Origin of the sequence: Halomonas sp. G11 (assembly GCF_001663515.1) — a bacterium.
Classification (GTDB): Bacteria; Pseudomonadota; Gammaproteobacteria; order Pseudomonadales; family Halomonadaceae; genus Vreelandella.
In genome coordinates, this window is record NZ_LYXG01000042.1 from 68,148 (window position 1) to 94,874 (window position 26,727).

25 protein-coding genes are annotated in these 26,727 nt (G+C 58.1%); 12 read left to right on the forward strand and 13 right to left on the reverse strand.

The genetic code is table 11. The features are described from left to right. The first annotated feature begins 45 nt into the window (after positions 1 to 45). Genes bioB through bioA form a run of 6 tightly spaced genes read left to right on the forward strand, consistent with a single transcriptional unit; the run spans position 46 to position 5,751 of the window. Positions 46 to 1,128 carry a biotin synthase BioB gene (bioB, locus tag ADS46_RS16725; protein ID WP_066321916.1) on the forward strand — a complete coding sequence of 361 codons (1,083 nt, stop codon included), beginning with the start codon at positions 46 to 48 and terminating at the stop codon, positions 1,126 to 1,128. Next, complete coding sequence (gene bioF / locus ADS46_RS16730; RefSeq protein WP_234346866.1) at positions 1,121 to 2,287, forward strand: 8-amino-7-oxononanoate synthase; 1,167 nt, start codon at positions 1,121 to 1,123, stop codon at positions 2,285 to 2,287. The genes bioB and bioF overlap by 8 nt, the downstream gene beginning before the upstream one ends. Next, on the forward strand, positions 2,260 to 2,988 hold the full coding sequence (locus tag ADS46_RS16735; protein WP_066321920.1) for an alpha/beta fold hydrolase: 729 nt from the start codon (positions 2,260 to 2,262) through the stop codon (positions 2,986 to 2,988). The genes bioF and ADS46_RS16735 overlap by 28 nt, the downstream gene beginning before the upstream one ends. Continuing rightward, positions 2,985 to 3,776, forward strand: a complete 792-nt coding sequence (locus ADS46_RS16740) for a methyltransferase domain-containing protein (RefSeq protein ID WP_066321922.1) — start codon at positions 2,985 to 2,987, stop codon at positions 3,774 to 3,776. Before ADS46_RS16735 ends, ADS46_RS16740 begins: the two co-directional genes overlap by 4 nt. Next, complete coding sequence (bioD, locus tag ADS46_RS16745; RefSeq protein ID WP_066321924.1) at positions 3,773 to 4,480, forward strand: dethiobiotin synthase; 708 nt, start codon at positions 3,773 to 3,775, stop codon at positions 4,478 to 4,480. Before ADS46_RS16740 ends, bioD begins: the two co-directional genes overlap by 4 nt. Then, positions 4,477 to 5,751 carry an adenosylmethionine--8-amino-7-oxononanoate transaminase gene (bioA, locus tag ADS46_RS16750; RefSeq protein WP_066321926.1) on the forward strand — a complete coding sequence of 425 codons (1,275 nt, stop codon included), beginning with the start codon at positions 4,477 to 4,479 and terminating at the stop codon, positions 5,749 to 5,751. Before bioD ends, bioA begins: the two co-directional genes overlap by 4 nt. A 192-nt stretch (positions 5,752 to 5,943) precedes the next feature. Here the strand turns inward: bioA and ADS46_RS16755 are convergent, their stop codons facing one another. The 6 genes from ADS46_RS16755 to ADS46_RS16780 form a co-directional block, all read right to left on the reverse strand. Further along, complete coding sequence (locus ADS46_RS16755; RefSeq protein WP_066321927.1) at positions 5,944 to 6,657, reverse strand: SIR2 family NAD-dependent protein deacylase; 714 nt, start codon at positions 6,655 to 6,657, stop codon at positions 5,944 to 5,946. 32 nt (positions 6,658 to 6,689) lie between these two features. Continuing rightward, positions 6,690 to 8,441, reverse strand: a complete 1,752-nt coding sequence (gene aceK / locus ADS46_RS16760; protein ID WP_066321928.1) for a bifunctional isocitrate dehydrogenase kinase/phosphatase — start codon at positions 8,439 to 8,441, stop codon at positions 6,690 to 6,692. Positions 8,442 to 8,527: 86 nt separating this feature from the next. Further along, entirely contained in the window at positions 8,528 to 9,019 is a 492-nt protein-coding gene (locus ADS46_RS16765; RefSeq protein ID WP_066321930.1) for a CIA30 family protein, read from the reverse strand. 90 nt (positions 9,020 to 9,109) lie between these two features. Continuing rightward, the gene (eat, locus tag ADS46_RS16770; RefSeq protein WP_066321932.1) at positions 9,110 to 10,546 is read right to left on the reverse strand and encodes an ethanolamine permease; all 1,437 of its coding nucleotides are present in this window, start codon (positions 10,544 to 10,546) and stop codon (positions 9,110 to 9,112) included. Positions 10,547 to 10,723: 177 nt separating this feature from the next. Beyond that, positions 10,724 to 11,560 carry an ethanolamine ammonia-lyase subunit EutC gene (eutC, locus tag ADS46_RS16775; protein ID WP_066321934.1) on the reverse strand — a complete coding sequence of 279 codons (837 nt, stop codon included), beginning with the start codon at positions 11,558 to 11,560 and terminating at the stop codon, positions 10,724 to 10,726. Further along, positions 11,553 to 12,965, reverse strand: coding sequence for an ethanolamine ammonia-lyase subunit EutB (locus tag ADS46_RS16780; protein WP_066321935.1), 1,413 nt, complete (start codon positions 12,963 to 12,965; stop codon positions 11,553 to 11,555). The genes eutC and ADS46_RS16780 overlap by 8 nt, the downstream gene beginning before the upstream one ends. A gap of 204 nt (positions 12,966 to 13,169) precedes the next feature. On the opposite strand from ADS46_RS16780, the gene ADS46_RS16785 reads away from it, so the two are divergent. Continuing rightward, a complete protein-coding gene (locus ADS46_RS16785; RefSeq protein ID WP_066321936.1) occupies positions 13,170 to 14,141 on the forward strand; it encodes a helix-turn-helix domain-containing protein in 972 nt (323 codons plus the stop codon). Here the strand turns inward: ADS46_RS16785 and ADS46_RS16790 are convergent. Beyond that, positions 14,088 to 16,910 (reverse strand): putative bifunctional diguanylate cyclase/phosphodiesterase, encoded by a 2,823-nt coding sequence (locus tag ADS46_RS16790; protein ID WP_234346867.1) that lies wholly within the window; start codon positions 16,908 to 16,910, stop codon positions 14,088 to 14,090. The genes ADS46_RS16785 and ADS46_RS16790 overlap by 54 nt on opposite strands. Positions 16,911 to 17,380: 470 nt before the next feature. Between ADS46_RS16790 and ADS46_RS16795 the strand changes: the two genes are divergently transcribed. The 4 genes from ADS46_RS16795 (at position 17,381) to ADS46_RS16810 (ending at position 20,323) form a co-directional block, all read left to right on the forward strand. Next, entirely contained in the window at positions 17,381 to 17,731 is a 351-nt protein-coding gene (locus ADS46_RS16795; RefSeq protein ID WP_066321937.1) for a helix-turn-helix domain-containing protein, read from the forward strand. A 182-nt stretch (positions 17,732 to 17,913) separates the two neighbouring features. Continuing rightward, positions 17,914 to 18,534: a class I SAM-dependent methyltransferase gene (locus ADS46_RS16800; protein WP_066321938.1), complete on the forward strand. Its 621-nt coding sequence runs from the start codon at positions 17,914 to 17,916 to the stop codon at positions 18,532 to 18,534. Between the two features lie 96 nt (positions 18,535 to 18,630). Next, positions 18,631 to 20,013 carry a PepSY-associated TM helix domain-containing protein gene (locus ADS46_RS16805; RefSeq protein ID WP_066321940.1) on the forward strand — a complete coding sequence of 461 codons (1,383 nt, stop codon included), beginning with the start codon at positions 18,631 to 18,633 and terminating at the stop codon, positions 20,011 to 20,013. A gap of 34 nt (positions 20,014 to 20,047) precedes the next feature. Further along, positions 20,048 to 20,323, forward strand: a complete 276-nt coding sequence (locus tag ADS46_RS16810) for a TIGR03643 family protein (RefSeq protein WP_066321942.1) — start codon at positions 20,048 to 20,050, stop codon at positions 20,321 to 20,323. A gap of 98 nt (positions 20,324 to 20,421) precedes the next feature. Here ADS46_RS16810 and ADS46_RS16815 read toward each other — a convergent pair whose 3' ends face one another. The 5 genes from ADS46_RS16815 to ADS46_RS16835 all read right to left on the reverse strand — a co-directional run bounded on the left by ADS46_RS16815 (position 20,422) and on the right by ADS46_RS16835 (position 25,315). Further along, complete coding sequence (locus ADS46_RS16815) at positions 20,422 to 22,434, reverse strand: RecQ family ATP-dependent DNA helicase (RefSeq protein ID WP_066321944.1); 2,013 nt, start codon at positions 22,432 to 22,434, stop codon at positions 20,422 to 20,424. 78 nt (positions 22,435 to 22,512) lie between these two features. Next, positions 22,513 to 23,421, reverse strand: a complete 909-nt coding sequence (locus ADS46_RS16820; protein ID WP_066321946.1) for an MBL fold metallo-hydrolase — start codon at positions 23,419 to 23,421, stop codon at positions 22,513 to 22,515. A gap of 75 nt (positions 23,422 to 23,496) precedes the next feature. After that, positions 23,497 to 23,718, reverse strand: coding sequence for a DUF1653 domain-containing protein (locus ADS46_RS16825; protein ID WP_066321947.1), 222 nt, complete (start codon positions 23,716 to 23,718; stop codon positions 23,497 to 23,499). After that, positions 23,715 to 24,530, reverse strand: coding sequence for a tRNA cyclic N6-threonylcarbamoyladenosine(37) synthase TcdA (gene tcdA / locus ADS46_RS16830; RefSeq protein WP_234346868.1), 816 nt, complete (start codon positions 24,528 to 24,530; stop codon positions 23,715 to 23,717). Before tcdA ends, ADS46_RS16825 begins: the two co-directional genes overlap by 4 nt. Positions 24,531 to 24,544: 14 nt before the next feature. Continuing rightward, positions 24,545 to 25,315: a pseudouridine synthase gene (locus ADS46_RS16835; RefSeq protein WP_066321949.1), complete on the reverse strand. Its 771-nt coding sequence runs from the start codon at positions 25,313 to 25,315 to the stop codon at positions 24,545 to 24,547. 187 nt (positions 25,316 to 25,502) lie between these two features. Between ADS46_RS16835 and sodC the strand changes: the two genes are divergently transcribed. Next, a complete protein-coding gene (gene sodC / locus ADS46_RS16840) occupies positions 25,503 to 26,054 on the forward strand; it encodes a superoxide dismutase family protein (RefSeq protein WP_066321950.1) in 552 nt (183 codons plus the stop codon). 106 nt (positions 26,055 to 26,160) lie between these two features. Here sodC and bfr read toward each other — a convergent pair whose 3' ends face one another. Continuing rightward, positions 26,161 to 26,643 carry a bacterioferritin gene (bfr, locus tag ADS46_RS16845; protein WP_066321954.1) on the reverse strand — a complete coding sequence of 161 codons (483 nt, stop codon included), beginning with the start codon at positions 26,641 to 26,643 and terminating at the stop codon, positions 26,161 to 26,163. Between the last annotated feature and the right edge of the window lie 84 nt (positions 26,644 to 26,727).

Below are 26,727 nucleotides of genomic sequence, written 5' to 3' on the forward strand. Positions count from 1 at the left end.
CGCCGATAAAGTCTCGTCAACTTTCAAAAGAATATAGGTTTACCCGTGACCGCCACTGCTGCCAATACCCAGACTGCCGCCCCTCGCCACGACTGGACGCTGGACGAGATCAACGCGCTGTTTGCGCTGCCCTTCAATGACCTGCTGTTCCAAGCCCAGCAGGTGCACCGCGCGCATTTTGACGCCAACGCGGTGCAGATTTCGACCCTTCTGTCGATCAAGACCGGCGCCTGCCCGGAAGACTGCAAGTACTGCCCCCAGTCCGGCCACTACAACACCCAGCTGGAAAAAGAGAAGCTGCTGGAAGTTGAAAAAGTCGTCGAACAGGCCAAGGCAGCGAAAGCAGCAGGCGCCAGTCGTTTTTGTATGGGCGCGGCGTGGCGCAGCCCGCGGGATAAGGATCTGGTGCTGGTGGAAGAGATGGTCCGCCAGGTCAAAGCCCTGGGCCTGGAAACCTGCATGACACTGGGTATGGTCGATAGTGATCAGGCTAGCCGCCTGGCCACGGCGGGGCTCGATTACTACAACCATAACCTGGACACCTCGCCCGACTTTTACGGCGAGATCATCACTACCCGCACCTTTAGCGACCGGCTGGATACCCTGGCCACCGTGCGCGAGGCGGGCATGAAAGTCTGCTCCGGCGGCATTCTCGGCATGGGTGAAGAGGCTCAGGACCGCAGTGCACTGCTGCAGCAACTGGCCAAGCTGTCACCGCACCCGGAATCGGTACCGATCAATATGCTGGTCAAGGTACCCGGCACGCCGCTGGAAAACGTCGAAGACCTGGACCCTATCGAATTTATCCGCGCCATTGCCGTGGCGCGCATCATGATGCCCCAAAGCCACGTCCGGCTCTCCGCCGGTCGCGAGCAGATGAGCGAATCCACCCAGTCGCTGGCCTTCCTGGCGGGTGCCAACTCGATCTTCTATGGCGACAAACTGCTTACCACCGGCAATCCCCAGGCCGATCTTGACCGTGCGCTCTTCGCCAAACTCGGCCTTCATCCGGAGCGCCGGGAAACCTGCGAAGATGATGCGATTCACGCCCAGCGCCTGGCCCAGCAGGCCGAACAACATGCCCGCGCAGAACGCGTGGCCGAGCTTGCGGTCGACGCCAGTGTCTGATGCGTGGCGTCAGCGTTTGGCCGAGGCCCGTTTCAACCGCCAGCAGACCCGACGCTGGCGGACCCGGCAAATCGTGGCAGCGGGTACGCTCGACTTTGCCGGTAACGACTACCTGGGCCTGGCCCAGGACCCAAGGGTGTGTGAGGCCCAGGCGGAGGGGGCGCGTCGTTATGGAGCAGGTGCCGGTGCATCGCATCTGGTCAGCGGTCATTTGGCGGTTCACGAGGCCCTGGAGAACGCCTTGGCACGCTGGACGGGCCGGGAGCGCGCCCTGCTGTTTTCTACCGGTTATATGGCCAACCTCGGTGTGTTGCAGGCGTTAGCCAACGCCGACACGGCGATATTTCAAGACCGCCTCAACCATGCCTCACTGCTGGATGGCGCCACGCTCAGCGGCGCCCGCTCGCGGCGCTTTCATCACCGTGATGCCCACGACCTGAACCGCCTGCTCACCCGCAGTGAGTGTCCGCACAAGCTCGTGGTCAGCGACGGCGTGTTCAGCATGGATGGCGATGTGGCGGATATTGCCACGCTGGCCCAGGTGAGCCAGCAGCACCGCGCTTGGCTGATGATCGACGATGCCCATGGCGTCGGGGTGCTGGGCGACAATGGCAGCGGCTGCGTGGGCACTCTCTGGGGCAGCGCTGAGGTACCTATCCTGGTCGGCACCCTGGGCAAAGCGCTCGGCACCGCCGGTGCCTTTGTCGCCGGGGATGCCGCGCTGATCGAGCATATCACCCAGTTTGCCCGCAGCTATGTGTATACCACCGCCCAGCCGCCGAGTATTGCTGCCGCCACCCTACAAGCTCTGGAAATCGTTCAGGGTGAACCCGAACACCGCGACTATCTCAACGCCAACATCGCTTACTTCTGCCGCGAGGCGTTGCAGTTGGGGCTACCGCTAAGCACGTCGACGACCCCGATTCAGCCACTGCTATTGGGCAGCGAAGCCCGTACCCTGAGCTGGTCGGCAACGCTTGCCAAGCATGGCTTGCAGGTCGGCGCAATTCGCCCACCCACGGTTGCCAAGGGTGAGGCGCGTCTGCGCATCACCCTGAGCGCCCGCCATACCCGCTGCGACATTGATCGTCTACTGGCAGGTTTAAAGCTCTGTCAGCAAGAGGAGGCAAGATGCCACGCCCATCCTCACAACGCCTAGTCCTCCTCTCGGGCTGGGGCATTGATCAACGCATCTGGCAGCCACTCGAGGGCTGCTGGCCCGCATCGGTCGAAGCCCACGCCGTGGACTGGCCGGGCTACGGCGATGCGCCAGCCCTACCCGACAACGCCACACTGGATCAGTTAGCCAGCACCATGGCCAGACAACTGCCCGGCGATGCCATTTGGGTCGGCTGGTCACTGGGCGGACTACTGGCCACAGCGCTACTTGATCACCTCCCCCCACCGCGTGGCTTGATACTGATCGGCGTGGGCGAACGGTTTTACAGTAATGATGGCGTCACCTCGTCAGAGCTTGCCAGTTTTCGGCACGCCTTTGCCCGTGACCCTAACGCCACCTGGCGGCACTTTTTACGCTGGCAAACGCAGGGCGAACCCAACGCCCGCCAGGCCCACCGACAGCTGCGGGCGCTTCTGGGTGATACCCCCAGCGCTAACCGCAGCACGCTCGCCCAGGGGCTTGATTGGCTGGCCACCATCGATAACAGCCAGCGACTACACAATGCCCCCTGCCCGGTGAAGCGTTTGATCGGCGAGCACGACCCGCTGGTCGGCACGTCGGTCCGGAACAAGGCAGCAACGCTGGCGAAAGCCGGGCATTGCCCGATGCTCTCCCAACCCGTTCAACTGGCTGAGTCGCTCGCGGCGCAGGCGATACTTGCCGTCGAGGAGCAACCATGAGCATGACCGCTACCTCGCCGCCCCCGACAAACTGGCAGGCCAGCGTCGCGCATGCGTTTTCCCGCGCGGCCCCGCGCTACGATGCCCTGGCCAACGCCCAGCGACATATCGGCGACACGCTTTGGGCCACCTTGCCTGATACCGCTGGGTTGAGCCTGTTGGATATGGGCTGCGGCACCGGTTACTGGACCCAGCAGCTTGCCGCGCGCTATCCCCATGCTCACGTCACAGGACTGGATATTGCGCCCGGCATGCTGGCCGAAGCCCAGGCCCGCTACGGCAACCATATTCGTTGGCAGCTGGGCAACGCCGAAGCGCTCCCCTTTGCCGCAGAATCCTTTGATCTGGCATTTTCCAACCTGGCGATTCAGTGGTGCCGCGATACCGGCGCGGTGATGAACGAACTCCAGCGGGTGCTTGCTCCCGGCGGCCAGGCCCATCTCATGACACTACTGCCCGGTACGCTGGCCGAAGTCGCCCATGCCTGGCAACGCCCCGAGGCGTTATTGCAAACGCCCGAACGGAATGAGCTGGCGCGTGCCATTGATCAAAGCGGCCTGACGCCTATTCATCAGCAGGTCGAGCGGCGCAGGTTCCACTACCCCGACCTGAACGCCGTGATGGCCTCCATCAAGGGCGTCGGTGCACAGGTCTCAAGGCCCCATGCCCGGCGTCTGACCCGCCGCGAGCTGAAGGCTGCCCGCGAGCGTTTTGAAACGCTGCGGGAGCCCCAGGGCCTGCCGGTGAGCTACCTGTGTTTTACCCTGCAACTGGAAAAACCGTCATGAGCGCCTACTTCGTTACCGGCACTGATACCGATGCGGGCAAAACCCTGGTGACCAGCACCCTGTTAGCGACTGCCAGTGCGCAGGGACTCACCACGCTGGGCTTGAAGCCCGTCGCCTCGGGCAGCCGCGTCACCCCCGAAGGCCTGCGCAACAGTGATGCCCTGGCGCTGCAGGTACAAAGCATGCCGCCGGTCAGTTACGCAACGGTCAACCCCTGGGCGTTTGAGCCCGCCATTGCGCCGCACTTAGCCGCAAGCGAGGCAGGCCAAGCGCTTAACCTCGGCGATATTGTGACAACAGTTAGCGCGACCCTTGCGCAAACGCCGCGGGACTTGAGCCTGATCGAAGGCGCGGGCGGCTGGCGGGTACCGCTCAACGACCGCGAAGATTTTTGCGACATCCCTTGCGCCATGGGCCTACCGGTGATTCTGGTGGTCGGCTTGAAGCTGGGCTGCCTCAACCATGCCAGACTCAGCGCCGAGGCCATTGTCGCCGACGGCCTGACGCTTGCAGGCTGGGTGGGCAGCGTGGTCGACCCGGACTTTGCCGCTGAGTCGGCCCGCTTTGCTGACAACCTTGACGTGCTCAAGCGAACCTTAGCGGCCCCCTGCCTGGGGGTTATCCCGCATCTCGAACAGCCTTCGCCTGAAACGGCACAGCCGTTCCTTTCCCTGCCACCGTTACGCCCGCTGGAGCCCCTATGACCTCGCCTGTCTGGCACCCCTATGCCGATCTCAAACATCAAACACCGGCGCCCAAGGTGGTGGGCGGGGACGGCGCTCACTTTGTACTCGAGAGCGGTGAACGCCTGCTGGATGCCACCTGCTCCTGGTGGTGCATGATTCACGGCTACGGCCACCCGCGCCTGGTGGCAGCCATCCGCGAGCAGGCCGGTGAGCTTTGCCATGTGATGCTCGGTGGCTTGACCCATGAGCCCGCGGATCAGTTAGCCCGTGAATTGGTGCGTATCACCCCCACCGGGCTGAATCACGTGTTCTACTCGGACAGCGGTTCGGTGGGCATGGAAGTGGCGATGAAAATGGCCTTGCAGTTCCAAGTGCTCACCGGCAATCCCGGCAAGCGCAGGATGCTCTCGCTGATGAAGGCTTATCACGGCGACACCACTGGCTGCATGGCGGTGTGCGACCCGGAAGAAGGCATGCACGGTCTGTTTACGGGCCTGCTACCCAAACACCATTTTGCCCCGGCGCCCACCGCCCCTTATGACGCCACTCCCGAGCAGGTGGAACACGATCTGAGTGCTCTGCGTGAGGTGCTTGAGCGCCACCATGATGAGATCGCCGCGCTGCTGATGGAGCCGCTGTTGCAAGCCGCTGGCGGACTCAACATGACCTCGCCGGACTACCTGCGCGGCGCGCGGGCGCTATGTGATGAATTTGGGGTACTGCTGATCTTTGACGAAGTGGCCACTGGCTTCGGTCGCACCGGCAAGCTGTTTGCCGCGGACCACGCAGACGTTACACCGGATATCATGGTGCTCTCCAAAGGCTTGACCGGCGGTTATCTGGGCCACGCCGCGACGCTTGCTACAAACCGTGTACACGACGCCTTTATCGGCGACAGCGAGCACCACGCCTTCATGCACGGGCCGACGTTCATGGGCAATCCGCTGGCCTGTCGCGTGGCGCTGGAAAGCCTGCGGGTATTTGAGGAAGAGGATTACCTTGGCAAGATCGCCACGCTCAACCAATGGCTGCGCCGCGAGCTGCTGGAAGACCCCGCGCTCAACGCGCACCCGGCGGTGGCCGACGTCCGGATACTCGGCGCCACGGCGGTGATTGAAGCGCACTCCGCTGAAGCACTGAAAGGCGTTGCAGGCTTCGCCCGCGAACGCGGCGTCTGGCTACGCCCCATCGGCCGCTGGCTTTACACCATGCCCGCCTACATTACCTCTGAAACAGAGATGGTACAGATCACCGACGTCATGAAGGCCTGGTTCTTAAGGGCTCAATAACATCAAAAGTGATCCCTAAATGCAGGATCGGGATCAGCCTTATGCGGGGGTTTTTCGCCAAGGCCGGAAAATGTTCCATACCTTTCCGGCATTTCCGCCATCCATGGCGGTCAGATGGCGAAAGTAGCGCCCAGGGATGGGTTCACAGCGCCCCCGCAGAAGGCTGTACCGATCCAGCTAAGCCTATAATTTTCAAGGCAGCATTAGATTGCCCTGCTTGCGCCACTGGTTGACCAACGCCGGAACGCCTTCACCGGCGGTGGTGTTAATCGCCAGCACGCCCGGCGGGGTTAACGCATCCGCATCGGGGTCGACCAGTGCGCAGGGCGTCTCCATCTCAATGTAGGACAGCAGCGACGCGGCAGGCATCACGGCAAGCGAGGTGCCCACTACCAGGAAAAAATCCGCTTGGCTTGCGATCTCGCAGGCGTCTTCAAACAGCGGTACCGATTCGCCAAACCAGACAACGTCCGGGCGTAACTGGCTACCCTTGTCGCAGATATCGCCCATCTCAATGCCGCCTTTGGGCAGCGGATAACGCAGCCGTGGATCCACCGAGGAACGTGCCTTCAGGATTTCTCCGTGCAGGTGCAAAACATGGCGCGACCCCGCCCGTTCGTGGAGGTCGTCAATGTTTTGGGTAATTACACTGACCTTGAAGCCCTCCTGCTCAAGTGCCGCCAGCGCTTTATGGGCGGCATTAGGCTTGGCGCGACGAATCTGTTCCCGGCGCTGATTATAAAACCCCAGCACCCGCTCGGGGTCATGCCGCCAGCCTTCCGGCGTCGCCACCTCCTCTACAGGGTGCTCTTCCCACAGGCCATCGCTGGCGCGAAAGGTTTTTATCCCGCTCTCGACACTGATACCTGAACCGGTGAATACCACCAAGTGTGGGGCGTCTGCCATAGTGTCCTCGTCGTGATTGCCTAGTGTGTCTCCTAATATACCAGCTGGCCCACGGTACCCGCGAAACGCTGCTTGTTGCGGTACGGGTAGACATCAATGACCCGGCCATCGCGAATCGCTTTTTGTACTTCCAGCCAGTAGTCAGGGTCGAAGAGCTCAGGGTGCTGGTCCATGAACATATCGCGCAGCGTTTTATTGGCGAACATGAAGGGGCCAAATTCCTCAGGGAAAATATCGTTGGGCCCGATCGACAAACTGGAGGCATCGATTCCCTGGCCTTTTGGCATATGCCGAAACCGGCACTCGGTGATGTAACACACCTCATCATAATCGTAAAAGATCACCCGACCATGGCGGGTCACACCAAAATTCTTGAGCAGCATATCACCGGGAAAAATATTCGCTGCCGCCATTTGCTTGATGGCGTTGCCGTAATCCTTGAGCACCGTCTCGCGCTCGGCCTCGCTGCACTGTTCCAGGTAAATATTCAGCGGCGTCATCATCCGCTCGGTATAGCAATGCTTGATGATCACCTTGTCGTCTTTGAGCGATACGATTGAGGGCGCCACCTCGAGAAGATGCGCCAGGCACTCGGGCTCAAAGTGATCCTTGCGAACGGTAAAGTTGGAGAATTCCTGAGTATCCGCCATTCGGCCTACCCGGTCGTGGCGCTTTACCAGCCGGTACTTTTCGCGCACGACGGCGTGGGTGACATCCTTGGCCGGATCGAATTTATCCTTGATGATTTTGAACACGGTGCGAAAGCTCGGCAGCACGAACACCGCCATCACCATGCCACGCACGCCAGGGGCAATGATGAACTTGTCCTCGCGCTTGGCGACCTGTTGGTTCAGGGCACGGAAAAACTCGGTCTTGCCGTGCTTGAAGAAGCCGATCGCCGCATACAGCTCGCCTTCCGGCTTATGGGGCATCAGTTGTTTCAAGTAGTCGACAAACTCGCCGGGCACCGGCACATCCACCTGAAAGTAGGCCCGCGTGAAGGAGAAAATGATCGACACTTCGTCGGTCTCGGTAAGCACCGTGTCCAGATGCAGACAAGGGTCGCCGCCCTGCTTCTCGCCAAATCCCTCACCGTGCAGGATCGGCAGGACCAGCGGCACCTGCTCACCACCGCCCAGAATCCGCCCCACCAGATAAGCCCCCTTATTGCGGTAGAAAACGCTTTTCAAAAGCTCTACCTGGGCATCCTCGGCCTGCAAGATCGCCGCGGGCAACTGCGCTTCAAGAAGCGCCGTTCCAAGCCCGATATCACGCTCAAGGTCGGCAAAGGGGTTATCAAACGGGGCTTCTTCCAGCGCCCACCTCAGGGCGTTTGGCCAGTCACCATTCACCGGGTAGCGACGGCAGAGCTCAATGCCCGAGCGATGCGCGGCATCGTCGCGGGAGCTGTACACGAACATCCATTCGTTGCGGATGTGGCGGTGCTGGAAAATCGAGCAGAACAGTGAGTTGAAAAAGGTTTCGGCCAGTTCGTAATCGAGCCGCTGGCTGATCAATTCCGCGTAATGGTGACGTGCTTCGCCCCAGGTTTCGCAGTGGGCCAGTACATCTTGGGGAAAAGTACGCTGCAAGCGCCCCAGGGTGTCCTCCACCTTTTCGCCGTAGAGGTTGATACGCGCCGCCGACGCCTGCTGGGCATCGCGCCATGCCGCCTCGCGAAAGCGGCGACTGGCGTCGAAGGTGATCTGTTTGAAGCGCGCACGGTACTCGTCAAAGCCGTGCAGAATAGTGGCCGCTAGGCGATACGCGGGAGAAAGTTTCACAGGCTGGCCTCCAGTCGATTTTAGCTAGCGTTACCCAACGGCAAACTACATACGAGGCGACCTTGGTGGAAACCCCAAAGCCTGAGTCATAACGATTCGATATATTTTACCCGTAAACAGAAGGGTCCGTCGGTTCGGTCGGCGATCAGAAAACCCACCTGGGTAATATCCGCTGGCTTGATAGGCGGTGCGTCAGTCAGCAGTGTGCCCCGGCGGACGGCCTCGAAAGCCGCCCATGAAAAGTGCAGGGTTTCCCAGCTATCCGTGGCGGGTGTGAATTTCACCCGGTAAGCAGACGCATCCCTCAGTGAGGTGCTTTTCAGGCGCAGCTGATAGGTGCGTCCATCGCCGCGCACTGTCAGCGCTATACCCTGGGCATCCGCCAGCGTTGATTCAAAATCGTGGGGCTCACGGCGAACGGAGGCAAAACCGCCGCCGTTTTCCAGTGATACCTCGCCATGAAAGCGCCCTTCACCGTCGACAACACTGAACTGACTCCGGGATTGGCCGCCCATCACGCCATCATCGACGGCGTACCAGCGTTGCTGTTCGCTGGGATCATTAAAGGTCAGCTTCATAAGACCATCTCGCAACGGCTCGTGAGTAAGAAAAGCCCCTGGCGTCATAACCGCCAAGGGCTTTTTACAGTAGCTTAATCGTCGGCTTGCTTACAGCTTGGCAGCAGCCACCGGTGCGGGTTCGTCTGCGTCCAGTTCCTCAGGCGATGTGGATACCAGCGCAAACTCCTCCTCCGCGGTTTTAGCCACCAGCTTATTCTTGCTGTAGAGGAAGTAGTAGGCCGCCCCGGCAATGAAGAGCACGATGGTGTAGTTAAAGGCGCGGGGATCGAAGGCGTATACGCCCGTGAGCGCCACCAGCGAGAGCACCAATGCAATGCCTGAGGTCACTACGCCGCCAGGGGTTTTGTAAGGCCGCGGCAGATCCGGTTGTTTGACTCGCAGCATGATGTGGCTCAGCGCCATCAGCGCGTAAGAGATTGTCGCTCCCACCACTGCCATACCAAGAATCAGATCGCCTTCGCCGCTGAGTGACACCAAGAAGCCAAACACACCGGGCACAATCAGCGCCAGATAAGGGACTTTGCGTTCGCTGGTCAGCGATAGCGGTTTAGGAATATAGCCTGCACGGGAAAGCGCGAATACCAGGCGACTATAGCCATAGATGATCGAAAAGAAGGAGGCAATCAGACCGGCCAGGCCCAATACGTTGACCAGGGTGGCAAGCATTGGGTTACCCGCTGCATTCAGCGCATCCACCAGGGGCACCCCGCTTTGGCCGATCATCTCGGCGCCCGCGGCACCGGCGAGCAGCACCACGACCAACAAGGCGGTGAACAGCAGAAACAGCATCGCGCCGATAATGCCCTTGGGCATATCCCGGGCGGGGTCCTTGGCTTCTTCCGCTGCCAGGGGCACACCTTCTACCGCCAGGAACAGCCACATGCCGAACGGCAGCGCCGCCCAGATACCGTACCAGCCAAACGGCATAAAGGTACTCGCGCCTGCGGCATCGGTGGGCGCGATATCAAACAGGTTGGCGGCGTCAAAATTGCCGATCAGCGCCACGGCGGTGGCGATAATGGCGAACACCGCCAGGCCGCTGATCACCATCATGACTTTCAGCGCTTCACCCACCCCCGCAAGGTGAATACCGATAAACACGGCATAAAACAGCAGATACACCAGCGGGCCGTTAATGCCCAGTAATGACTCCACCGCAGCACCGATAAAAATCACGATCGCCGCCGGAGCCAGGGCGTACTCGATCAATACCGCAAGCCCGGTGAGGTAACCACCGGCCGGCCCCATGGCCTGGCGAGCAAAGCTGTAACCGCCGCCCGCCGCGGGTATCGCGGCGGACATTTCCGCAAGCGATAACACCAGCGCAAGATACATCAGCGCCATCAAGCAGGCGGCAATCGCAAAGCCGCCCCAGCCCGCTTCGCCGATACCGAAGTTCCAGCCTGCAAAGTCACCGGAAATAACATAGGAAACCCCTAGCCCCGCCAGCAGCATCCAGCCGGCAGTCCCTTTACGCAGTTGACGTTTCGCCAAATACGCCTGATCAACTGATGGTTGTGTCATCGTTTTGCCCTCATGGTGTGGAACGAAAGTGTCGTCAGCGGCGTGCTTTGCTATGTGCTGCTTACTGCGTTCCATATTGTTATGGGAGAATTGTTACGTCGTTGTTGTGATACGTCTGTTGTTAAATGTGTTGTTATATGGCCGTTTTGATAAGGCTATTGGCGTTCGCCAAGGTCGTTAATCAGCGACCAGAAAGTTGCGAATTGAGCCGGGTGCGGCGTCTCCTTCCAGCACATCGTCTTCACTACGGTCTTTCAATTTGACCCCCGACACTTTGAGCTGGCGAGCCTCTTTCAAGAGCAGAAAGAAGCGCCGGGCGGCCTCTTCGACCGCGAGCCCGGCCGGGCGCACGTTGGAAATACAGTTGCGCCGGTCGTCCCTGAGGCCTGGTGCCGGCGCCCAGGTCATATACAGCCCGAGACTGTCCGGCGAGCTGAGCCCCGGCCGTTCGCCGATCATTACCAGCACGGCGTCAGCGTTCAGCAGTGCGCCAATCTCATCGCCAATCGCCACCCGCCCCTGCTCGACAATGGTCAGCGGCGCCAACTGCCAATCCGCAGCATCGCTTTTGAACATCTGATACAGCGTGCTAAGAAACGGCACGCTGTTCTGCTGAACGGCCCGCGCAGAGAGCCCATCGACGATTACCACCGCCAGGTCATAGCGCTGCTGAGAGGCAGCGGCTTGCTGCAACTGTTCACGCGTTTCTTCGTTGAGGCGGCGGCCATAGTCGGGCCGCTGCAGATACATGGCGCGATCCTGGGCCTGGCTATGTAAGCGTATGGGGGCCTCTGATACCTCAAGCGCCTCTGTTAACTCGCTGGCCAGCGCGTCAACATCCAGCGGGGTGTGAACGGCGTCCTGGGCCTGGGCATGGGCCAGTTGAAAGGCCAACAGCTTGCTGGTCGGCAGGCTGACACCCGCGCGCCCCAAGCCAATCCGCGCATCGGTAAAGGCGTTCAACCGCTCCCAGGGGTTCTCAACGACGATAGGCGATGCTGGCTTATCAACCATGGCGAGGCTCCTTTGGCAGGTGGCGCAGGCTGTTGGCAAAGGCGGCGGGCAACTGGTCGTTGAGCCGGTGGGTACTGACATCCTGGAAAATCTGCATCTCTTCGAGCCAGCGCTCAAACTCCGGCGCCGCCTTTAGCCCCAGCACTCGCCGGGCGTAAAGCGCATCGTGAAAGGAAGTGGTCTGGTAGTTGAGCATGATGTCGTCAGAGCCGGGGATGCCCATGATGAAGTTGCAGCCCGCCACGCCGAGTAACGTGAGCAGGTTATCCATGTCGTTCTGGTCAGCCTCGGCGTGGTTGGTATAGCAAACGTCGCACCCCATGGGCACGCCCAGCAGCTTGCCGCAGAAGTGATCCTCCAGCCCGGCACGGGTGATCTCCTTGCCGTCGAACAGGTACTCGGGGCCGATAAAGCCCACCACGGTATTTACGAGCAGCGGATTAAACTTGCGCGCCACCGCGTAGGCGCGGGCTTCGCAGGTCTGCTGGTCGAGCCCGTGGTGGGCATCGGCGGACAGCGAGCTGCCCTGCCCGGTTTCGAAATACATCAAGTTACGCCCCACCGTGCCACGGTTGAGTGACTGGGCCGCCACTTCGGCTTCGGCGAGGGTGCTCAAATCAAAGCCAAAGCTGCGATTGGTGGCTTCGGTGCCACCGATCGATTGAAACACCAGATCGACCGGGGCGCCCTGCTCGATCGCTTCCAGCGTGTTCGTCACGTGGGTCAGTACGCAGGACTGGGTGGGGATCTGATACTTCTGGATCACCTCGTCCATCAAGCGCATCAGCTTGACGCTCTGGGCGACGTTATCAGTGGCTGGATTGATGCCAATGACCGCGTCACCGCTGCCGTATAACAGGCCATCGAGAATACTCGCGGCTATACCGGTGACGTCATCGGTGGGGTGATTAGGCTGGAGCCTTGTCGAGAGCCGCCCCGGCAGGCCAATGGTGTTACGAAACGCCGTGGTGACTTGGCACTTCTTGGCCACCAGAATCAGATCCTGGTTGCGCATCAGCTTGCTGACGGCGGCGGCCATTTCAGGAGTAATCCCTGCTTTCACTTCCGCGAGTACGTCGCTGGTGGCGTGATCGGAAAGCAGCCAGTTCCGGAAGTCGCCCACGGTGAGATGACTGATGGGAGCGAAAGCGGCGGCATCATGCTCATCCATAATCAGCCGGGTGACCTCGTCGTCTTCATAGGCGATCAAGGCTTCGTTCAGGAAGGTAGTGAGCGGAAGCTCCGCCAACACCATTTGGGCGACGACGCGCTCTTCGGCGCTCTCCGCCATTACCCCGGCCAGGCGGTCGCCGGAACGGGGCGGCGTGGCTTTGGCCATCAACTCGGCCAGGCTTGCGAAGCGGTAGCTGCGGCTCCCCACCGTGGAGTGATAGGCTTGTGCCATAAAGCGTTCCTTTTGGCGGAATGAGGCGCTATAAAAAAGCGCCAAGGTACGAAACTTGCTTGTTTCTACCTTAGCGCTAACCCTTAATGGGAAGTATCGAGTTTTGGCAAACTCGCCAAAGACTCAACAATATAAGCAAAAACAAATAGATGCATAAAAGAACAGGGCAATTAGCGTCCCCTAACAGCCACCAAGGAGTTGATTATGGACTCGTCTGGCAGCGCTCATGCACCAAAAAGATGCATTCAGGAAGCGTTCGATGCTGATGAGCACGCCAACAACCTGACGCGCTGGCAGCAGCAATACGACCAGTTAAGCCCTGGCCGATTTTATGGTCGGCTGGATGAAATCGAGCTGACCGGTATGCAGGTATTTAAAGAGCACACCGGCCAAGCGCTGCGTCAAGACTGCTGCGTGTGGCCCAACTCGCTGTGGATTGGCATACCGCCATTAACGCGAGGGTCGCGCATTAACGGACAGGCGCTGAACGTCGATGAGGTCATGTGTCGACCAGGCGGCCACGACTTTGAACTCGTCACCCCAGATGCGTTTGATATTTATGGCTTGGTGGTTGACTTGCCCACGCTGAACGCCGCCGCAGCGCAACAGGGCATTACGCTGGATGAGCGATGGCAGCAAGTACCGCGCCGCCATGTGGCCCATGACACCCTGAGTGCCGTCACGTTTTTGCTGGAAAAGTTAGTGGTTAACCCGAAAGGCACAATTGCCGAACGACTGCATCGAGATATTTTCTTGATGGCGCTGCTTGAATTACTGCAGGCCGAAAAGCCTTGCCAGGAAGCACCACCCAGCTATGCCCATCGAAAAGAAGTGGTCGACCGCGTTAAGCGTTACATTGACGAACATCTGGAAGGGCCGGTCACCATGGAGGCGCTGTGTGAACTGACCCATGTCAGCCGACGCACGCTGCAATACAGTTTCACCACCATTCTTGGCATCAGCCCGCTGCAGTTTTTGCGTCTTACCCGGCTCAACCGGGTAAGGCGGGCATTGCGGGCCGCAGCCCCTGACCAGTCGGTGACCGAGATTGCCACCTATTGGGGGTTCTGGCATCTGGGCCAGTTCGCCCATGACTACAAGCAACAGTTTGGTGAATGCCCCTCACAAACGCTGAGCGCCCATAAGCCAGCGTTCAGCAAACTGGTCGGCGGGTAGCGGCCGGTCGAAATAGTAGCCTTGCGCCTGGTTACACCCCATCGCCAGTAGCGCTTCGGCCTGGGAGGCATGCTCAATACCTTCCGCAATCGTTTCGAGCCCCAAGGTGGTGGCCATGGCAATAATCGTCTCGACAATAACGCGGTCATTATCACTGGTGAGCATGTCGCGAACGAACGAGATATCGATCTTGATTTTGTCGGCGGCAAAGCGCTTTAAATAGGCCAACGACGAATACCCTGTACCAAAGTCATCAATCGCCAACCCCAACCCCTTGCCTTTCAGGGTTTTGGTCATGGCAATGGCTTTTTCGGGATTCACCATGATACCGCTTTCGGTGATTTCCAGGCTGAGCATTGAGGCTTCCACCTGAAACTGCTGACAGTAGTCCAGTAGTGACGTTACCAGATCACCGTCTTCAAACTGGTCGGCCGCAATGTTGATCGCCAACTGCCCCGGCAGCCGCAGGCCCTGTTGATGCCATTGCGCCAGTTGCCGACAGGCTTCTTCAATAACCCAGTTACCCAGCGCCACCATCATGCCGCGTTCTTCGGCAATGGGAATAAACCTGCCGGGTGAAACGACGCCTAGCTCTTCATCATTCCAACGGCATAACGCTTCCGCGCCGATTAACTGTCCATCGCGAAGGTCGACCTGAGGCTGAAAATGCAGGCGTAGCTGTTTTTCTGCAATGGCATTGGAAAGACGTTTGGCTATCTGCAACTGCTCAGCGACTTCGCACTCCATCCAGGGCTCAAAGACACAAACAGGCAGCTTTTGGCGCTTGGCTTGATACATGGCAATGTCGGCATCCTTCAGAAGATCCAAAGGCGTTGTCGCATGCCGAGGGTAAAGCGAGATACCCACGCTGACCGTGAGTTCGAAGGATTGCTGGTAAACGTTGAAAGGAGGCTCAATGCACTCACACAATCGTCGGGCATTTGCCAGTGCATCGGCCTCATCGCGGGCAGGGCAGACCACAACAAACTCATCACCCCCCAGCCGCGCCAGATACTCGTTGTCCTTCAATGAGGCCGCCAAGCGACTTGCCACTTCTTGAAGGACGATATCCCCCAAATCGTGCCCGGCGGTGTCGTTGATCTCTTTGAAATGGTTAAGGTCCAGAATTAACAGTGCCATGCCCGGGGCTGAGGCATCAGTGAGCACATGCTTAAGATGGCGCATGAAAGCCGCTCGGTTGGGTAACTGCGTGCCCGAATCATTAAAAGCCAATTGCCTTATACGGTTTTCGTCTTCCTGGCGCTCAAGCTCTGACGCGGCCCGGGCTGCAAATATCTGCAGCACATTACGTACGATATCCACGTCAGCCAGCGGCTCTTTGAACATCACGCCAATAAGCCCCATCGGTTGACCATGGCTATTATCCAACCGCCTCCCTACATAACCATTGACCCAACTCAGCGCCCCGTTCGTTTCACCGGGAAGCATGATGGCGGCATCTTTATGAACAATGCACTCCTGTTCGACCATTACCCTGTGGCAAGGCACCCCAGGCAGGTAATAGGCAAAATTTTCCTGGAGCTGGCCTTCTACATATAGCGTTAATGTACAAGCGAAATCGGTATCCTGTTCATCCAGCAACGCAATAAACCCGACTTCTGCCGATAAGGCCTCGGCCATGTGCACCGTGAGCTGATGAAGAAACGCCTCGCCATTACTGGCGGAAACAGCTGTCGCAATTCTTGTTACCGCATGCTGGATACGCTTTTCTGCTTTTTTTTGACGACGGCTATAGATGCCTAACGATACTTCATCAGCCAGTTCTTCCAGCAACTGCATTTCATCGACGTTCAGCATGCCAGGCTGTCGATGATAAAGCGTCATTACGCCGTACTGCTTATCGGCATACTGAAGCGGCAAGGCAACGACCTGTTCAGCCCCCAACGCGCTTAGGGCCTGATTAACCCCTGAAGGCAACGTTTCATCATTGGGGCGCTCAATGACGATAGAGCGATTATGTTGCAGGGCTCTCTCGGCCAGTCCTTTGCAGTAACGGGAAATAAAAAGCTGGGCGGGGCTCAGCCAGGAAGCGGCCTCGCCATCTTCATCCGCCATCGCCTCTATGGATAACGCCTCGTCTGATCCCATTTCAGGCGTTAATGCGGTAACCCAGGCGCCCGCGTATCCGCCGACACTCACCGCCACGCTGCACGCCGCCTGCAGCAACTGCTGCTCGCTACCGGTATGCATTAATAAATCGTGCCGCCGGTTCATTAGCCGCAATGCGCGTTTTTTTCTGCGTAAACGTACTTGAACATTATCCTGGGTGAGTTGGCGGGCAAGTTCAGTGCCCCCCAATATCGCGATGACCCGCAAGATTTCTTCAGCGTAGGCAGGTAGCTCCAGCGGTGAGGAGTGCATGATGGCAAGCACTCCCTGGCAAGTGCCATCGGGTGCCTGCAGCGCCATGCCCCAATAGCCTTCAGCCGATAACGCCTCCAACCGAGTGTCGTTCGGGAAGCGGTCGATTAACCCTGAAGGAGTATGCCAGCGGGATAGCATCACGACCTGTTCGCAGGGCGTGTCTTTCACCGCGTACACATCCAGCTCGCTAAGCGCCCCATGGGTCCAGAACGCCAAGGGCGTTGCGATACCGCGCTGAGAATCAAACCGTGCCAATAGCACATGGTCAACGCGCAGGATGTCCGAAAGTGCTTTTACCAGATGATAAAAAAAACTGTTTTCACTGACAGAGGTCAAGCTGTCAGCCAACTGCCTAAAAACCACTGGAGCCTTAGTAGAAGACATGATATTAACGCCTTGAAATCCGTCAGGTACGCCACGTCTGCTCGCCAAAGGCTGTATACGGCTGCGGTGTGATCATCCCTGAACCATTCGCTAGTAGAGTAAAAACTTCATGTATTACGTTATAAACCGCAACCCGCCGCTTCCAACGGCAGGGCTTAAACCCGCTTTGTGTCTAAAGCTGACCGTATCTTGGCATCATTCAATGGCCACTTAACCACCTACGACAATTTATAAAAACCGCGAATTAGCTTTAATTTACCTCAAAAAAGCTGACTAAAAACACCAAACCTTACTTTTAATTAAATGATCAAAAAAATTAAATTTGCCATCTGCCGATTTTCCCGGCATATGCTGCTATCAAAAACTCTCTATTCTGCTTTATATCAACCAGAAAAGTTGATATTCAACCCAAACAGTCCTTCATGTCAATAGGTTGATCCTCAACCATTTAGGTCTATACGGAGGACACTGTGAACAAAACTGAACAGAAACGGCTAGCTAGCAACATTGGCAGAGCAATTGCCAAGCAGCGAATTCGCAGTCGACTGACCCAGGAAGAAGTGGCTGAGCGCTTGGGCATTGGCAATGAAGCTGTCTCGCGGATAGAGCGCGGGAGAGTGATTCCCAACATCATCCGACTGCTGGAACTGGCAGAAATCTTCAACTGCGAGGCCGCATTGTTATTAGGGCAAGCCAGCTTTCACCTGGACGACCAGGCAAGTCGCGTAAAGCATCTTCTGGAACCCCTCGATACAGATGATCGCCAGCTTTTACTTGATATACTCGAAAACCTAACAAACCGCTTTAACAATAAAGAGTGAACTAAAACCGGTCATAAAAAATTCTATAAAAAGAATATAAAAAACCGGTTATCAGGATTTAAACAATAACTTCATAAAACTAATGTAAAATCGCACCTGCCAAAAACCCCACACTTGTTGGTGACCTCTACTCATTCGTGCTATAGGTAATTGATCGACGCTGCATGTCAGTGAGGGCATCTATGCTCAACACCGCCGCCTGGAACCGCATACGCTATACCGCCTATGCACCCCTTTACGATGCGATTGCCAATCGTGCTTTTCGCAGGCCCCGACGGGTGGCACTGGGTCAGGTGGACTGGGAACCTGGTATGCGCGTATTGCTGGTGGGTGCTGGCACTGGGTTAGACCTTCCTTTTATCCCTCGTGAGCTGGAAATTCATTTAACCGATCTAACGCCCGCGATGGTCAAGCGCGCCACGCGTCGTGCCCATCGCTATCAGCGCGATGTCACTTGCCATGTAATGGATGCTGAAGCGCTAACCTACCCAGACGAGCATTTCGATGTGGTCGTCATGCATTTACTGCTCGCGGTTATGCCCACACCCCAGCAAGGGCTGGCCGAAGCTTACCGTGTACTCAGGCCTGGCGGTCAACTGTGCGTGATGGACAAGTTCCAGCCCGACGGCCAGCCAGCAGGGACTAGTCGACGCCTGGTTAATATAGTGACATCCATACTCGCAACCGATATCACCCGCCAAGCGGCGCCATTGCTTACCCAGGCAGGGTTCCAGATCCGCCATGACGAACCGGTCCTGATGAACGGCTTGTTTCGTGCCCTGTTAGCCGCCAAACCCGAGTGACATGTCTCATTGCGACGCTATGTCGCCCTGTTTTACTGGTGCCTGCCAACACCCTCGCCTACCATGCGAGCTGACTTTTCTTACCCAGGTTCTGCCATGGCTCGGCGTTCTTTATTCAGCAAACCACTGATGTCGTTAATCAGTCGGCTGCACTTTTATGTTGGCCTGTTTGTGGGCCCGTTCATTCTTGTCGCGGCTCTATCTGGCATTGCTTATGTTATCAGCCCTGCGCTGGAAGCCTGGGTCTACCAGGACGCATTAAAAGGCACCCAACAAGGGGACGTACAGCCGTTAAGAGCCCAGATTGCCGCAGCCCAAGATTATCTGGACAGCGCCGCCTCCCCCGATGCGGTCCGCCCGGCCCCCGAACCTGGCGATACCACACGTATCATGTTCAGCGACCCGGTACTTGCCCCCTCTCAGCACAACGCCGTTTTCGTTGACCCCGTTACCCTCAATATCACCGGTGAGACCAAGGTTTACGGCACCAGCGGTATTTTACCGCTGCGCACCTCTATCGACCTGTTTCATCGCCAGCTTCTGTTGGGTGATACAGGCCGCCTTTACAGCGAGCTCGCTGCCTCCTGGTTATGGGTGATGGCGCTGGGCGGCATCGTGCTATGGCTCAACCGAAGACACGCATTGAACGCCACACAGGGCCCGCGTCGACTTGCCAAACGTCATGCCACCCTGGGTGTGGTGTTGACCACAGGGCTATTGCTGTTTTCGGCGACGGGGCTGACCTGGTCGCAGTGGGCGGGCGGCAATATCGCCGAGCTTCGCCATACCTGGGGCTGGAACACGCCCAGTGTCTCGACCGATCTGAGGGCTGGCGACACCATCCAAAATGACGAGCACGCCGAGCACCGGGGGCATGCCCAAACCGCTAACACTCAGGCCCCAGCTGTTTCCCTGATTACCTTTGACCACGCATTGCACGCGGCGCGGCAGGCAGGGCTTGAGGCCGACCGCCTGCAAATCACACCGCCGACATCACCTGATCAGGCATGGCGCGTCGCTGAGATAGACCGTCGCTGGCCGACCCAGGTGGATCAGGTAGCACTGCATCCCCGCACGATGGCCGTTATCGACAGGACTGACTTCGCCACCTTTCCGTTGGCCGCAAAGCTGACACGTTGGGGAATCGACCTGCACATGGGGGTACTGTTTGGCACCATCAATCAACTTGTACTTGGCGTTCTCGCAGCGGGCATCGTTGTGCTAGTTGTGTGGGGCTATACCCTGTGGTGGCGTCGCGTATCCCGTTCAAGCAGTCATCGTTTCCCTACCGTCAGCGAACCCTGGGCTTTGCTGCCGCCAGGTACAAAGCTTGGGCTTGTCGGCGTTGCCCTTGCGCTGGGTATGGCCCTCCCGGTGCTGGGGGTTAGTTTGACACTTTTTGCTTGCATCGACGCTTTGCGCTGGGCCGCCATAAAACGCCGCCAATCAATCTGCATACGCCCTAACACTCCCCATTGACTATCACTTCCCGTGAACTCTAAAAGGTATCGTCATGCCCAAAGCTGCCGTCAAACGCTTTCGCCGCCTGCCCGACGACGAACAGTCGCGTATCATCGAGATGGCCTGGGAAGACCGCACGCCATTTGAAGCCATTGAAACCCTCTACGGCCTTGCCGAGCCGGAGGTGATCGAGGTGATGCGCCACCAACTCAAACCGGCCTCGTTTCGTTTATGGCGCAAACGCGTCACTGGCCGGGCAACAAAGCATGCCGGCCTGCGCTCACCGGATGTCCTCCGCGGCTATTGCCCGACACAATATAAGCGCTGACGACTGCTGATGAAGCGCTTGATGAAGACGTCAGAAAAACACATCTTTTTTCATCACCTCTTTATTGTTATATCATTACTGGGAGTAGCCCCTCACTACTAGCCGACATTGCCTAAATACCTTTCAGCCCACTGGCGCACTTCCGGGTAAGGCCGCTGCTCAAAAACCGCGAAGCCGTTAAGGCCACGAGCTTTGAGCGGTGTGAATATCGGCATGGTTAAACCGCATAGAAAGTGCGCCAGCGGCTGGGCACTGGGCGGCCGGCCAAACTGCGTGGTGTGGCGCTCAATCAACGGCGTGGCATAGCGCTGAAAATCAGCAGCGGTTAATTCGGGCGGTGGTGTGGCCTCCGGCAGTTTTACCGGATGGCCGTAACACACCGAGCAGTGGCCACAGCGGCCCTGTTCGGTGTCGGGTGGCGCATCAAAAGTGCTATCGCCAAAATGTTCGGCCAGCCGCCGCGTCAGACAACTCCTCGACTCAAAAAGCGCCAGCATGGACTGTAGCCGCTCGATCTCCATCCGCTCCCGATGGCGGCATTCGTCAAATAACTGGCTCGCCAGCACTTCAACGGAAAAGGTCGACTGGAGCACCTCGTAGACATCGGTCATCCGCTTGCCTTCAAGGGTCAGCCAGCCTTTGTCCTGGAAGTATTCAAGCGCAGTGATCACTCGGGCACGGGAGGCATCAACCTGCTGGGCCTGCCCCGCACGGTGCAGGCGCTCAAAATCCACCGTTCCCCAGGTACGGGCGATGGGAATGTTATCGACCAGCAAACGCACAAAGGCCGCGCGCTCGCCTTGAAAGCGGCCCACCAGAGCCTCTGGCTCCATGTGATAACGCAGCCGATACTCGGCGAGAAACGCAAAGCGCGGGGCAATAATGCCGTGCATTTCCAGCCGCACCAGCAGTGTCTTCAACGGCAGCAGGCGAATATTGGTGTCGCGGGAGAGCGTATTGAGCAGCACTTCCCACTGGCGGTCTGGCGATTGGCCTGCCGCAGCGATCTCTTCCAGCAGGCGATAAATGCCTGCGTATTCAGGCGTATCGCCGTAAACAAAGTTTTCCAGCACCCGCAAGCCATCGCGTACCGCCATGGTCAGGCAGGTGGAAGGACGACCGTCGCGCCCCGCTCGCCCGATCTCCTGGCTGTAGTTTTCGATGGATTTGGGCAGGTCATAATGAACCACGTTGCGGATATCGTCCTTGTCGATGCCCATCCCGAACGCAATGGTGGCCACGATACAGGGCGATTCACCGCGCATGAACTGGCCCTGAATCTCATCCCGCCGCCGGGAATCCAATCCCGCATGGTACGCCTGGGCGGCGATGCCCTGATCCGTCAGCGCGCTCGCCACTCGCTCAGCGGTTTGCTGCAAGGTGACATAGATAATCGTCGGTGCTTCGCGCCCCGGCTGCATCTGCGGTTTCAGCCACTCGATCAACTGCTGTTGGCGATCCTCCATGGCGGGTGCCACCAGCAGCTCAAGGTTGGAACGGTAAAAGCCGGTGGTGATGACGTTATCCTGATCAATGGCAAACTTCTCACGCATATCCGCAATTACCGCGGGCGTTGCCGTGGCGGTGAGCAGCAGCACCTGGGGAATGGCAAACTCACGCTGGTAGTCCGGCAGCTTCAAATAATCGGGGCGGAAGTTATGCCCCCATTCAGATAGGCAGTGAGCTTCGTCGACCACCATAAGCGAAATACGCACCTGGCGTAGAAAGTGGCGAAAGCGCTCATTCTTGAGCCGCTCCACCGAGATCATCAGGATTTTCAGCTCACCGCTTTTGGCGCGTTCCATCACATCCACATCCCGGGTGGTGTCACGGTCCTGGGTGGAGTCAATGCTGGCGGCGGCCACGCCGTGGCGGGTTAGAAACGAGAGCTGATCCTGCATCAGCGCCAGCAGCGGCGACACCACCAGCGTCAAATGCGGCAGATGCAGCGCCGGGAGCTGGTAGCAAAGCGACTTCCCCGCGCCGGTGGCGAAAATCGCCGCCGTGGAGTGCCCTTCCAGCACTCTTGACACCACCGCCTGCTGGCCGCCACGAAAGTCGTCAAAGCCGAAGACGTCCTTGAGCGTTTGTTGCGGTGATGTCGGGGGCATGACCGTTCCTTGGCGGAAAAGTAAAACAGTTAGCCAGTAGCCTACCGTAAAACGTACCCATCAGACTATCGGTGGACGTTACTCCCAGGCCGCACCTTCCAGTGCATCCAGCGGGATTTTCAGGTAGCGCTTGCCGTTGGCCTCTGGCGTCGGCAGGCGGCCGCCTTGGGTGTTGACCTGCAGCGCGTGGAGAATCAGCTTGGGCATGGGGAGTTCGCTGTCACGCTTGTGGCGCAGCGCAATGTAGTCATCCTGGCTTATGCCCACCAAGTGCGGGTTGTGCGCCCGCTGCTCGGCGACGCTGCTTTGCCACTGAGGCTCGCGGCCATCGGGCATGTAGTCGTGACCGGTGAACAAGCGAGTATGGTCGGGCAAGGAGAGAATCTGCTGAATGGAATCCCATAGCGCTTTGGCACTTCCACCGGGAAAGTCCGCCCTGGCGGTCCCAAAATCAGGTTGGAAAAGGGTGTCATGAACGAAAGCCGTATCGCCGATTACATAGGTAATCGAGGCCAGCGTGTGGCCTGGCGAATACAGCACGCGGGCGTCCAGCTTGCCAATTTTAAACGTGTCACCTTCCGCAAACAGCGTGTCCCACTGACGGCCGTCGTTGGGCATTTCCGGCCAGTGATAGATATCCTTCCACAGCGCCTGTACTTTAGTGACGTGCTGGCCTATGGCGGTGGGCGCGCCGGTTTTTTCCTGTAAATAGTGGGCCGCCGAGAAGTGGTCGGCGTGGGGATGGGTATCCAGAATCCAGGCGGCCGAAAGCCCTGCTTGCTCTATATAAGCCAGTAACTTGTCAGCGCTAAAGGTCGCCGTTGCACCTGATTTCTCGTCAAAATCCAGCACCGGGTCAATAATCGCGCACTGCTGGGTAGCCGGGTCGCTCACTACGTACTGAACGCTGAAGGTGCGTGGATCAAAAAAACCGGCGACATCCGGCGTGCCTTCTCCCTTGTGCTGGGAAAGCGCGAAGGTCTTCATGCTTATATCCTCAATGTTGACGCCATGCAATAAAGGTTATAAAGATAGCTGATTAAAGAATATAAGCAATAGCGCTCACGAAAACGCTTTTTCCAGCGCAAAACGGGGCTGGGTCTGGCCCTCTTTGGTGACTGTTTCCATAAACATTTCAAGCGGGCGCACCCAGAGACCGTAGTCGCCATACAGGGCACGATACACAACCAGCGCCTCTTCACTTTCGCTGTGCTGGGCAGTGCCGAGCACTTCGTAAAGGCTGCCTTTGTAATGACGGTAAATACCGGGGACGGGGGCGGTCATAAAGCTTCCTTTTGAGTCACTGGCTGGTTGGCTTTTTTGGCAAGTCGCTCAAGCACCTTGGAGGCGGCGACAAAGCCAAAGGTGCCGGTCAGAAAAGTGGCGGCACCGAAGCCCGAGGCACAGTCCAAGCGTGTGGCCTCACCGCTGCCCGGCTTTTGCAGACAGACTTCGCCGTCGGCGCCGGGATAGATCAACTGCTCGTCGGAGTAGACACACTCCACCGAGAAGCGCCGCTTGGGGTTACGGGAAAAGCCGTAGTCCCGGCGCAATCGCGAGCGCACCTTGGATAACAGCGGGTCGTGCTCGGTGCGCGTCAAATCAGCGACTTGAATACGCGTGGGATCGGTCTGCCCACCCGCCGCGCCGGTAACGGTAATCGGGATTTTGCGCCGCTTGCACCAGGCAATCAGCGCGGCCTTGGCAATCACGCTGTCGATGGCATCCACCACGTGGTCAGCGTCATCAGGAATCCGCTCGGCCAAGTTGGTGGGTGTGACGAAGGCGGTATCGGCCACAATCTCGATTTCTGGAGCAATCAAGCGGCAGCGTTCGGCAAGCACTTCCACCTTGGGCTGACCAATGGTGCCATCCAGGGCGTGAAGCTGGCGGTTGACGTTGGAGACGCAGACGTCATCCAGGTCGATCAGCGTCAGCTTGCCAATGCCCGAGCGCGCCAGCGCCTCGACTGCCCAGCTCCCCACACCACCAACACCTACCACCACCACGTGGGCATGGCGAAAGGCATCCGCGGCACGCTGACCATAGAGGCGGCGAATCCCGCCGAAACGAAAATCGTAGTCCGCAGACGACATAGTGTCTCCCACACTCATGTTAGAAGGGCGGATGGTGTGCCGACAGGCGGCGTGCGCACACTGTCCAGTGGCAGGTGACCCGACCAGCCAAGGTAATCAAGCAGCGTGCTCATGGTGTCATCCAAGGCACAGCCAAGCTGAATGCGCTTGTCGAACAGCGGATGGTCAAACGCCAGATAGGTCGCGGCCAGCAGCAACCGGGGAGCACTTAGCTGTTCGGCAAAAAAACGGTTGTGGACGCTTTTGCCGTGCTTGGCATCACCAATGATGGGGTAGCCACGCCGTGACAGATGGCGGCGAATCTGGTGGCGTCGCCCGGTCAGTGGCCGCGCCTCGACCAGCGAGTAACGCGCCACGGGGTAACGGTCGACCTGCACCGGTAGTTCGACGCTATCCAGACGGCGAATATCGGTCATCGCTGGCATCGCGGGCATTTCCGCCTTGGGGCGTGTGCCATCCTCTTCCCGGAGCGGATAGTCCAAACGCTCACTTTCCGGCGCTTTACCGCGGACTACCGCCAAATAGCGCTTCTCCACCTGACGCTCGCTGAAGGCGTCGCTGAGCAGAGCGGCAACCTCGGAGGATAAGCCAAACACCATCACGCCTGAGGTGGGCCGGTCTAACCGATGCACCGGGTAGACGCGCTTGCCAAGCTGATTACGCAGCCGCTGAAGGAGAAATTCGGTTTCTCCACGCGCCAGCGCCGAACGGTGGACTAAAAGTCCTGACGGCTTATGTACCGCAACCAGATGCTCATCCTGATAGAGGATGTTGAGTGGCGTCATAACGCTCCCGGGTAATCATAACGAGTCACTATGGCAGGGTGCCATTGTCGCGGCTTGGCAAGGCGTTGTCATCCACGCAATGGGGAAAGCCGTGGACGAAGAGATTGGCAGGTTAGCCTTCATGCAGCTACTTTAAGTAAGTACCTAATCGCGATAATTTCCATGGATCAGGAAAGGAGACATCATCATGCGTTATGCCGCAATACTCGGCGGTCTTTCCGCCTCTCTACTGCTCGTCTCTGCTGCTCAGGCTAACGACAGCATGGATGTAGGAATGCATAAAATCAGCCCCGAAGGCGTCGGCGAGTCCATCGGCAGCATCACGCTGGAAGACACTGAACATGGCCTGCTGTTGACGCCTGACCTCAGCGATCTGGAGACTGGCCCCCACGGCTTTCATGTACACCAGAACCCAAGCTGCGAGGCTCAGGAAAACGACAGCGGGCACATGACCGCGGGACTGTATGCCGGGGGCCATTATGACCCTGAAGAAACAGGCAGCCATAAAGGGCCCTACGAAGACGGCCACTTGGGTGATTTACCCGTGCTTATCGTGGATGAAGATGGCAACGCCACGCTGCCTGTCCTCGCGCCGCGCTTGAGTGTCGAAGATATAAAAGGCCGCAGCATCATGATTCACGAAGGCGGCGATAACTATTCGGATGACCCTGAAGCACTGGGTGGGGGCGGAAGCCGCGTGGGCTGCGGCATCGTAGAAGCCTCTGACGACAGTGAATAACGCTTGTAGCTTGTAGCTAGCGGAAAGCAAAACGGGCAGCCAATGATGGCTGCCCGTTTTGCGTTGTGCGATTGGCTCAGTTGTTAAGCTGGCTCAATTCAAGCGATTACTCGTCGCCTGCCATCTGCATCTGGCGCTGCATGTAATTCTGAATACCCACCTTGTCGATCAAGCCAAGCTCTGTTTCGATGTGGTCGATATGATCTTCTTCGTCAGCAAGCAGATCGCGCAGCATGTCGCGCGTTACGTAGTCTTTGACGCTTTCGCAGTAGGTGATGGCTTCAATATAGTCGTTACGACCATCGTGCTCGATTTTCAGGTCACACTCGAGCATTTCCTTGACGTTTTCGCCAATGTGCAGCTTGCCCAGGTCCTGCAGGTTGGGAATGCCCTCGAGGAACAGGATGCGCTCAATAAGCTTGTCGGCGTGCTGCATCTCTTCGATGGATTCATCGTATTCCCACTTGGCAAGTGCTTGCAGGCCCCAGTCTTTATACATTTTAGCATGCAAAAAGTACTGATTGATGGCGACCAGCTCATTGCCAAGTGCAATATTGAGATGCTCGATTACTTTCGGATCACCTTTCATGACGTCACCTTTTCTGTGTAATGCTGATAGTTTAGCAGGCTCTATCAGGCAGTTACGCTAATGAAGGAGTATCGGCCATAAAAG

Bases quoted from the DNA above. Each gene is read 5' to 3' on its own strand.
- ADS46_RS16790 (WP_234346867.1), bottom strand. From the start codon at position 16,910: ATGTCTTCTACTAAGGCTCCAGTGGTTTTTAGGCAGTTGGCTGACAGC.
- bfr (WP_066321954.1), bottom strand. From the start codon at position 26,643: ATGAAAGGTGATCCGAAAGTAATCGAGCATCTCAATATTGCACTTGGC.
- ADS46_RS16740 (WP_066321922.1), top strand. From the start codon at position 2,985: ATGAGCATGACCGCTACCTCGCCGCCCCCGACAAACTGGCAGGCCAGC.
- bioD (WP_066321924.1), top strand. From the start codon at position 3,773: ATGAGCGCCTACTTCGTTACCGGCACTGATACCGATGCGGGCAAAACC.
- ADS46_RS16785 (WP_066321936.1), top strand. From the start codon at position 13,170: ATGGACTCGTCTGGCAGCGCTCATGCACCAAAAAGATGCATTCAGGAA.
- ADS46_RS16765 (WP_066321930.1), bottom strand. From the start codon at position 9,019: ATGAAGCTGACCTTTAATGATCCCAGCGAACAGCAACGCTGGTACGCC.
- ADS46_RS16780 (WP_066321935.1), bottom strand. From the start codon at position 12,965: ATGGCACAAGCCTATCACTCCACGGTGGGGAGCCGCAGCTACCGCTTC.
- ADS46_RS16820 (WP_066321946.1), bottom strand. From the start codon at position 23,421: ATGAAGACCTTCGCGCTTTCCCAGCACAAGGGAGAAGGCACGCCGGAT.
- ADS46_RS16735 (WP_066321920.1), top strand. From the start codon at position 2,260: ATGCCACGCCCATCCTCACAACGCCTAGTCCTCCTCTCGGGCTGGGGC.
- tcdA (WP_234346868.1), bottom strand. From the start codon at position 24,530: ATGTCGTCTGCGGACTACGATTTTCGTTTCGGCGGGATTCGCCGCCTC.
- ADS46_RS16755 (WP_066321927.1), bottom strand. From the start codon at position 6,657: ATGGCAGACGCCCCACACTTGGTGGTATTCACCGGTTCAGGTATCAGT.
- eutC (WP_066321934.1), bottom strand. From the start codon at position 11,560: ATGGTTGATAAGCCAGCATCGCCTATCGTCGTTGAGAACCCCTGGGAG.
- ADS46_RS16810 (WP_066321942.1), top strand. From the start codon at position 20,048: ATGCCCAAAGCTGCCGTCAAACGCTTTCGCCGCCTGCCCGACGACGAA.
- eat (WP_066321932.1), bottom strand. From the start codon at position 10,546: ATGACACAACCATCAGTTGATCAGGCGTATTTGGCGAAACGTCAACTG.
- ADS46_RS16800 (WP_066321938.1), top strand. From the start codon at position 17,914: ATGCTCAACACCGCCGCCTGGAACCGCATACGCTATACCGCCTATGCA.
- sodC (WP_066321950.1), top strand. From the start codon at position 25,503: ATGCGTTATGCCGCAATACTCGGCGGTCTTTCCGCCTCTCTACTGCTC.
- ADS46_RS16825 (WP_066321947.1), bottom strand. From the start codon at position 23,718: ATGACCGCCCCCGTCCCCGGTATTTACCGTCATTACAAAGGCAGCCTT.
- bioA (WP_066321926.1), top strand. From the start codon at position 4,477: ATGACCTCGCCTGTCTGGCACCCCTATGCCGATCTCAAACATCAAACA.
- ADS46_RS16805 (WP_066321940.1), top strand. From the start codon at position 18,631: ATGGCTCGGCGTTCTTTATTCAGCAAACCACTGATGTCGTTAATCAGT.
- ADS46_RS16815 (WP_066321944.1), bottom strand. From the start codon at position 22,434: ATGCCCCCGACATCACCGCAACAAACGCTCAAGGACGTCTTCGGCTTT.
- ADS46_RS16835 (WP_066321949.1), bottom strand. From the start codon at position 25,315: ATGACGCCACTCAACATCCTCTATCAGGATGAGCATCTGGTTGCGGTA.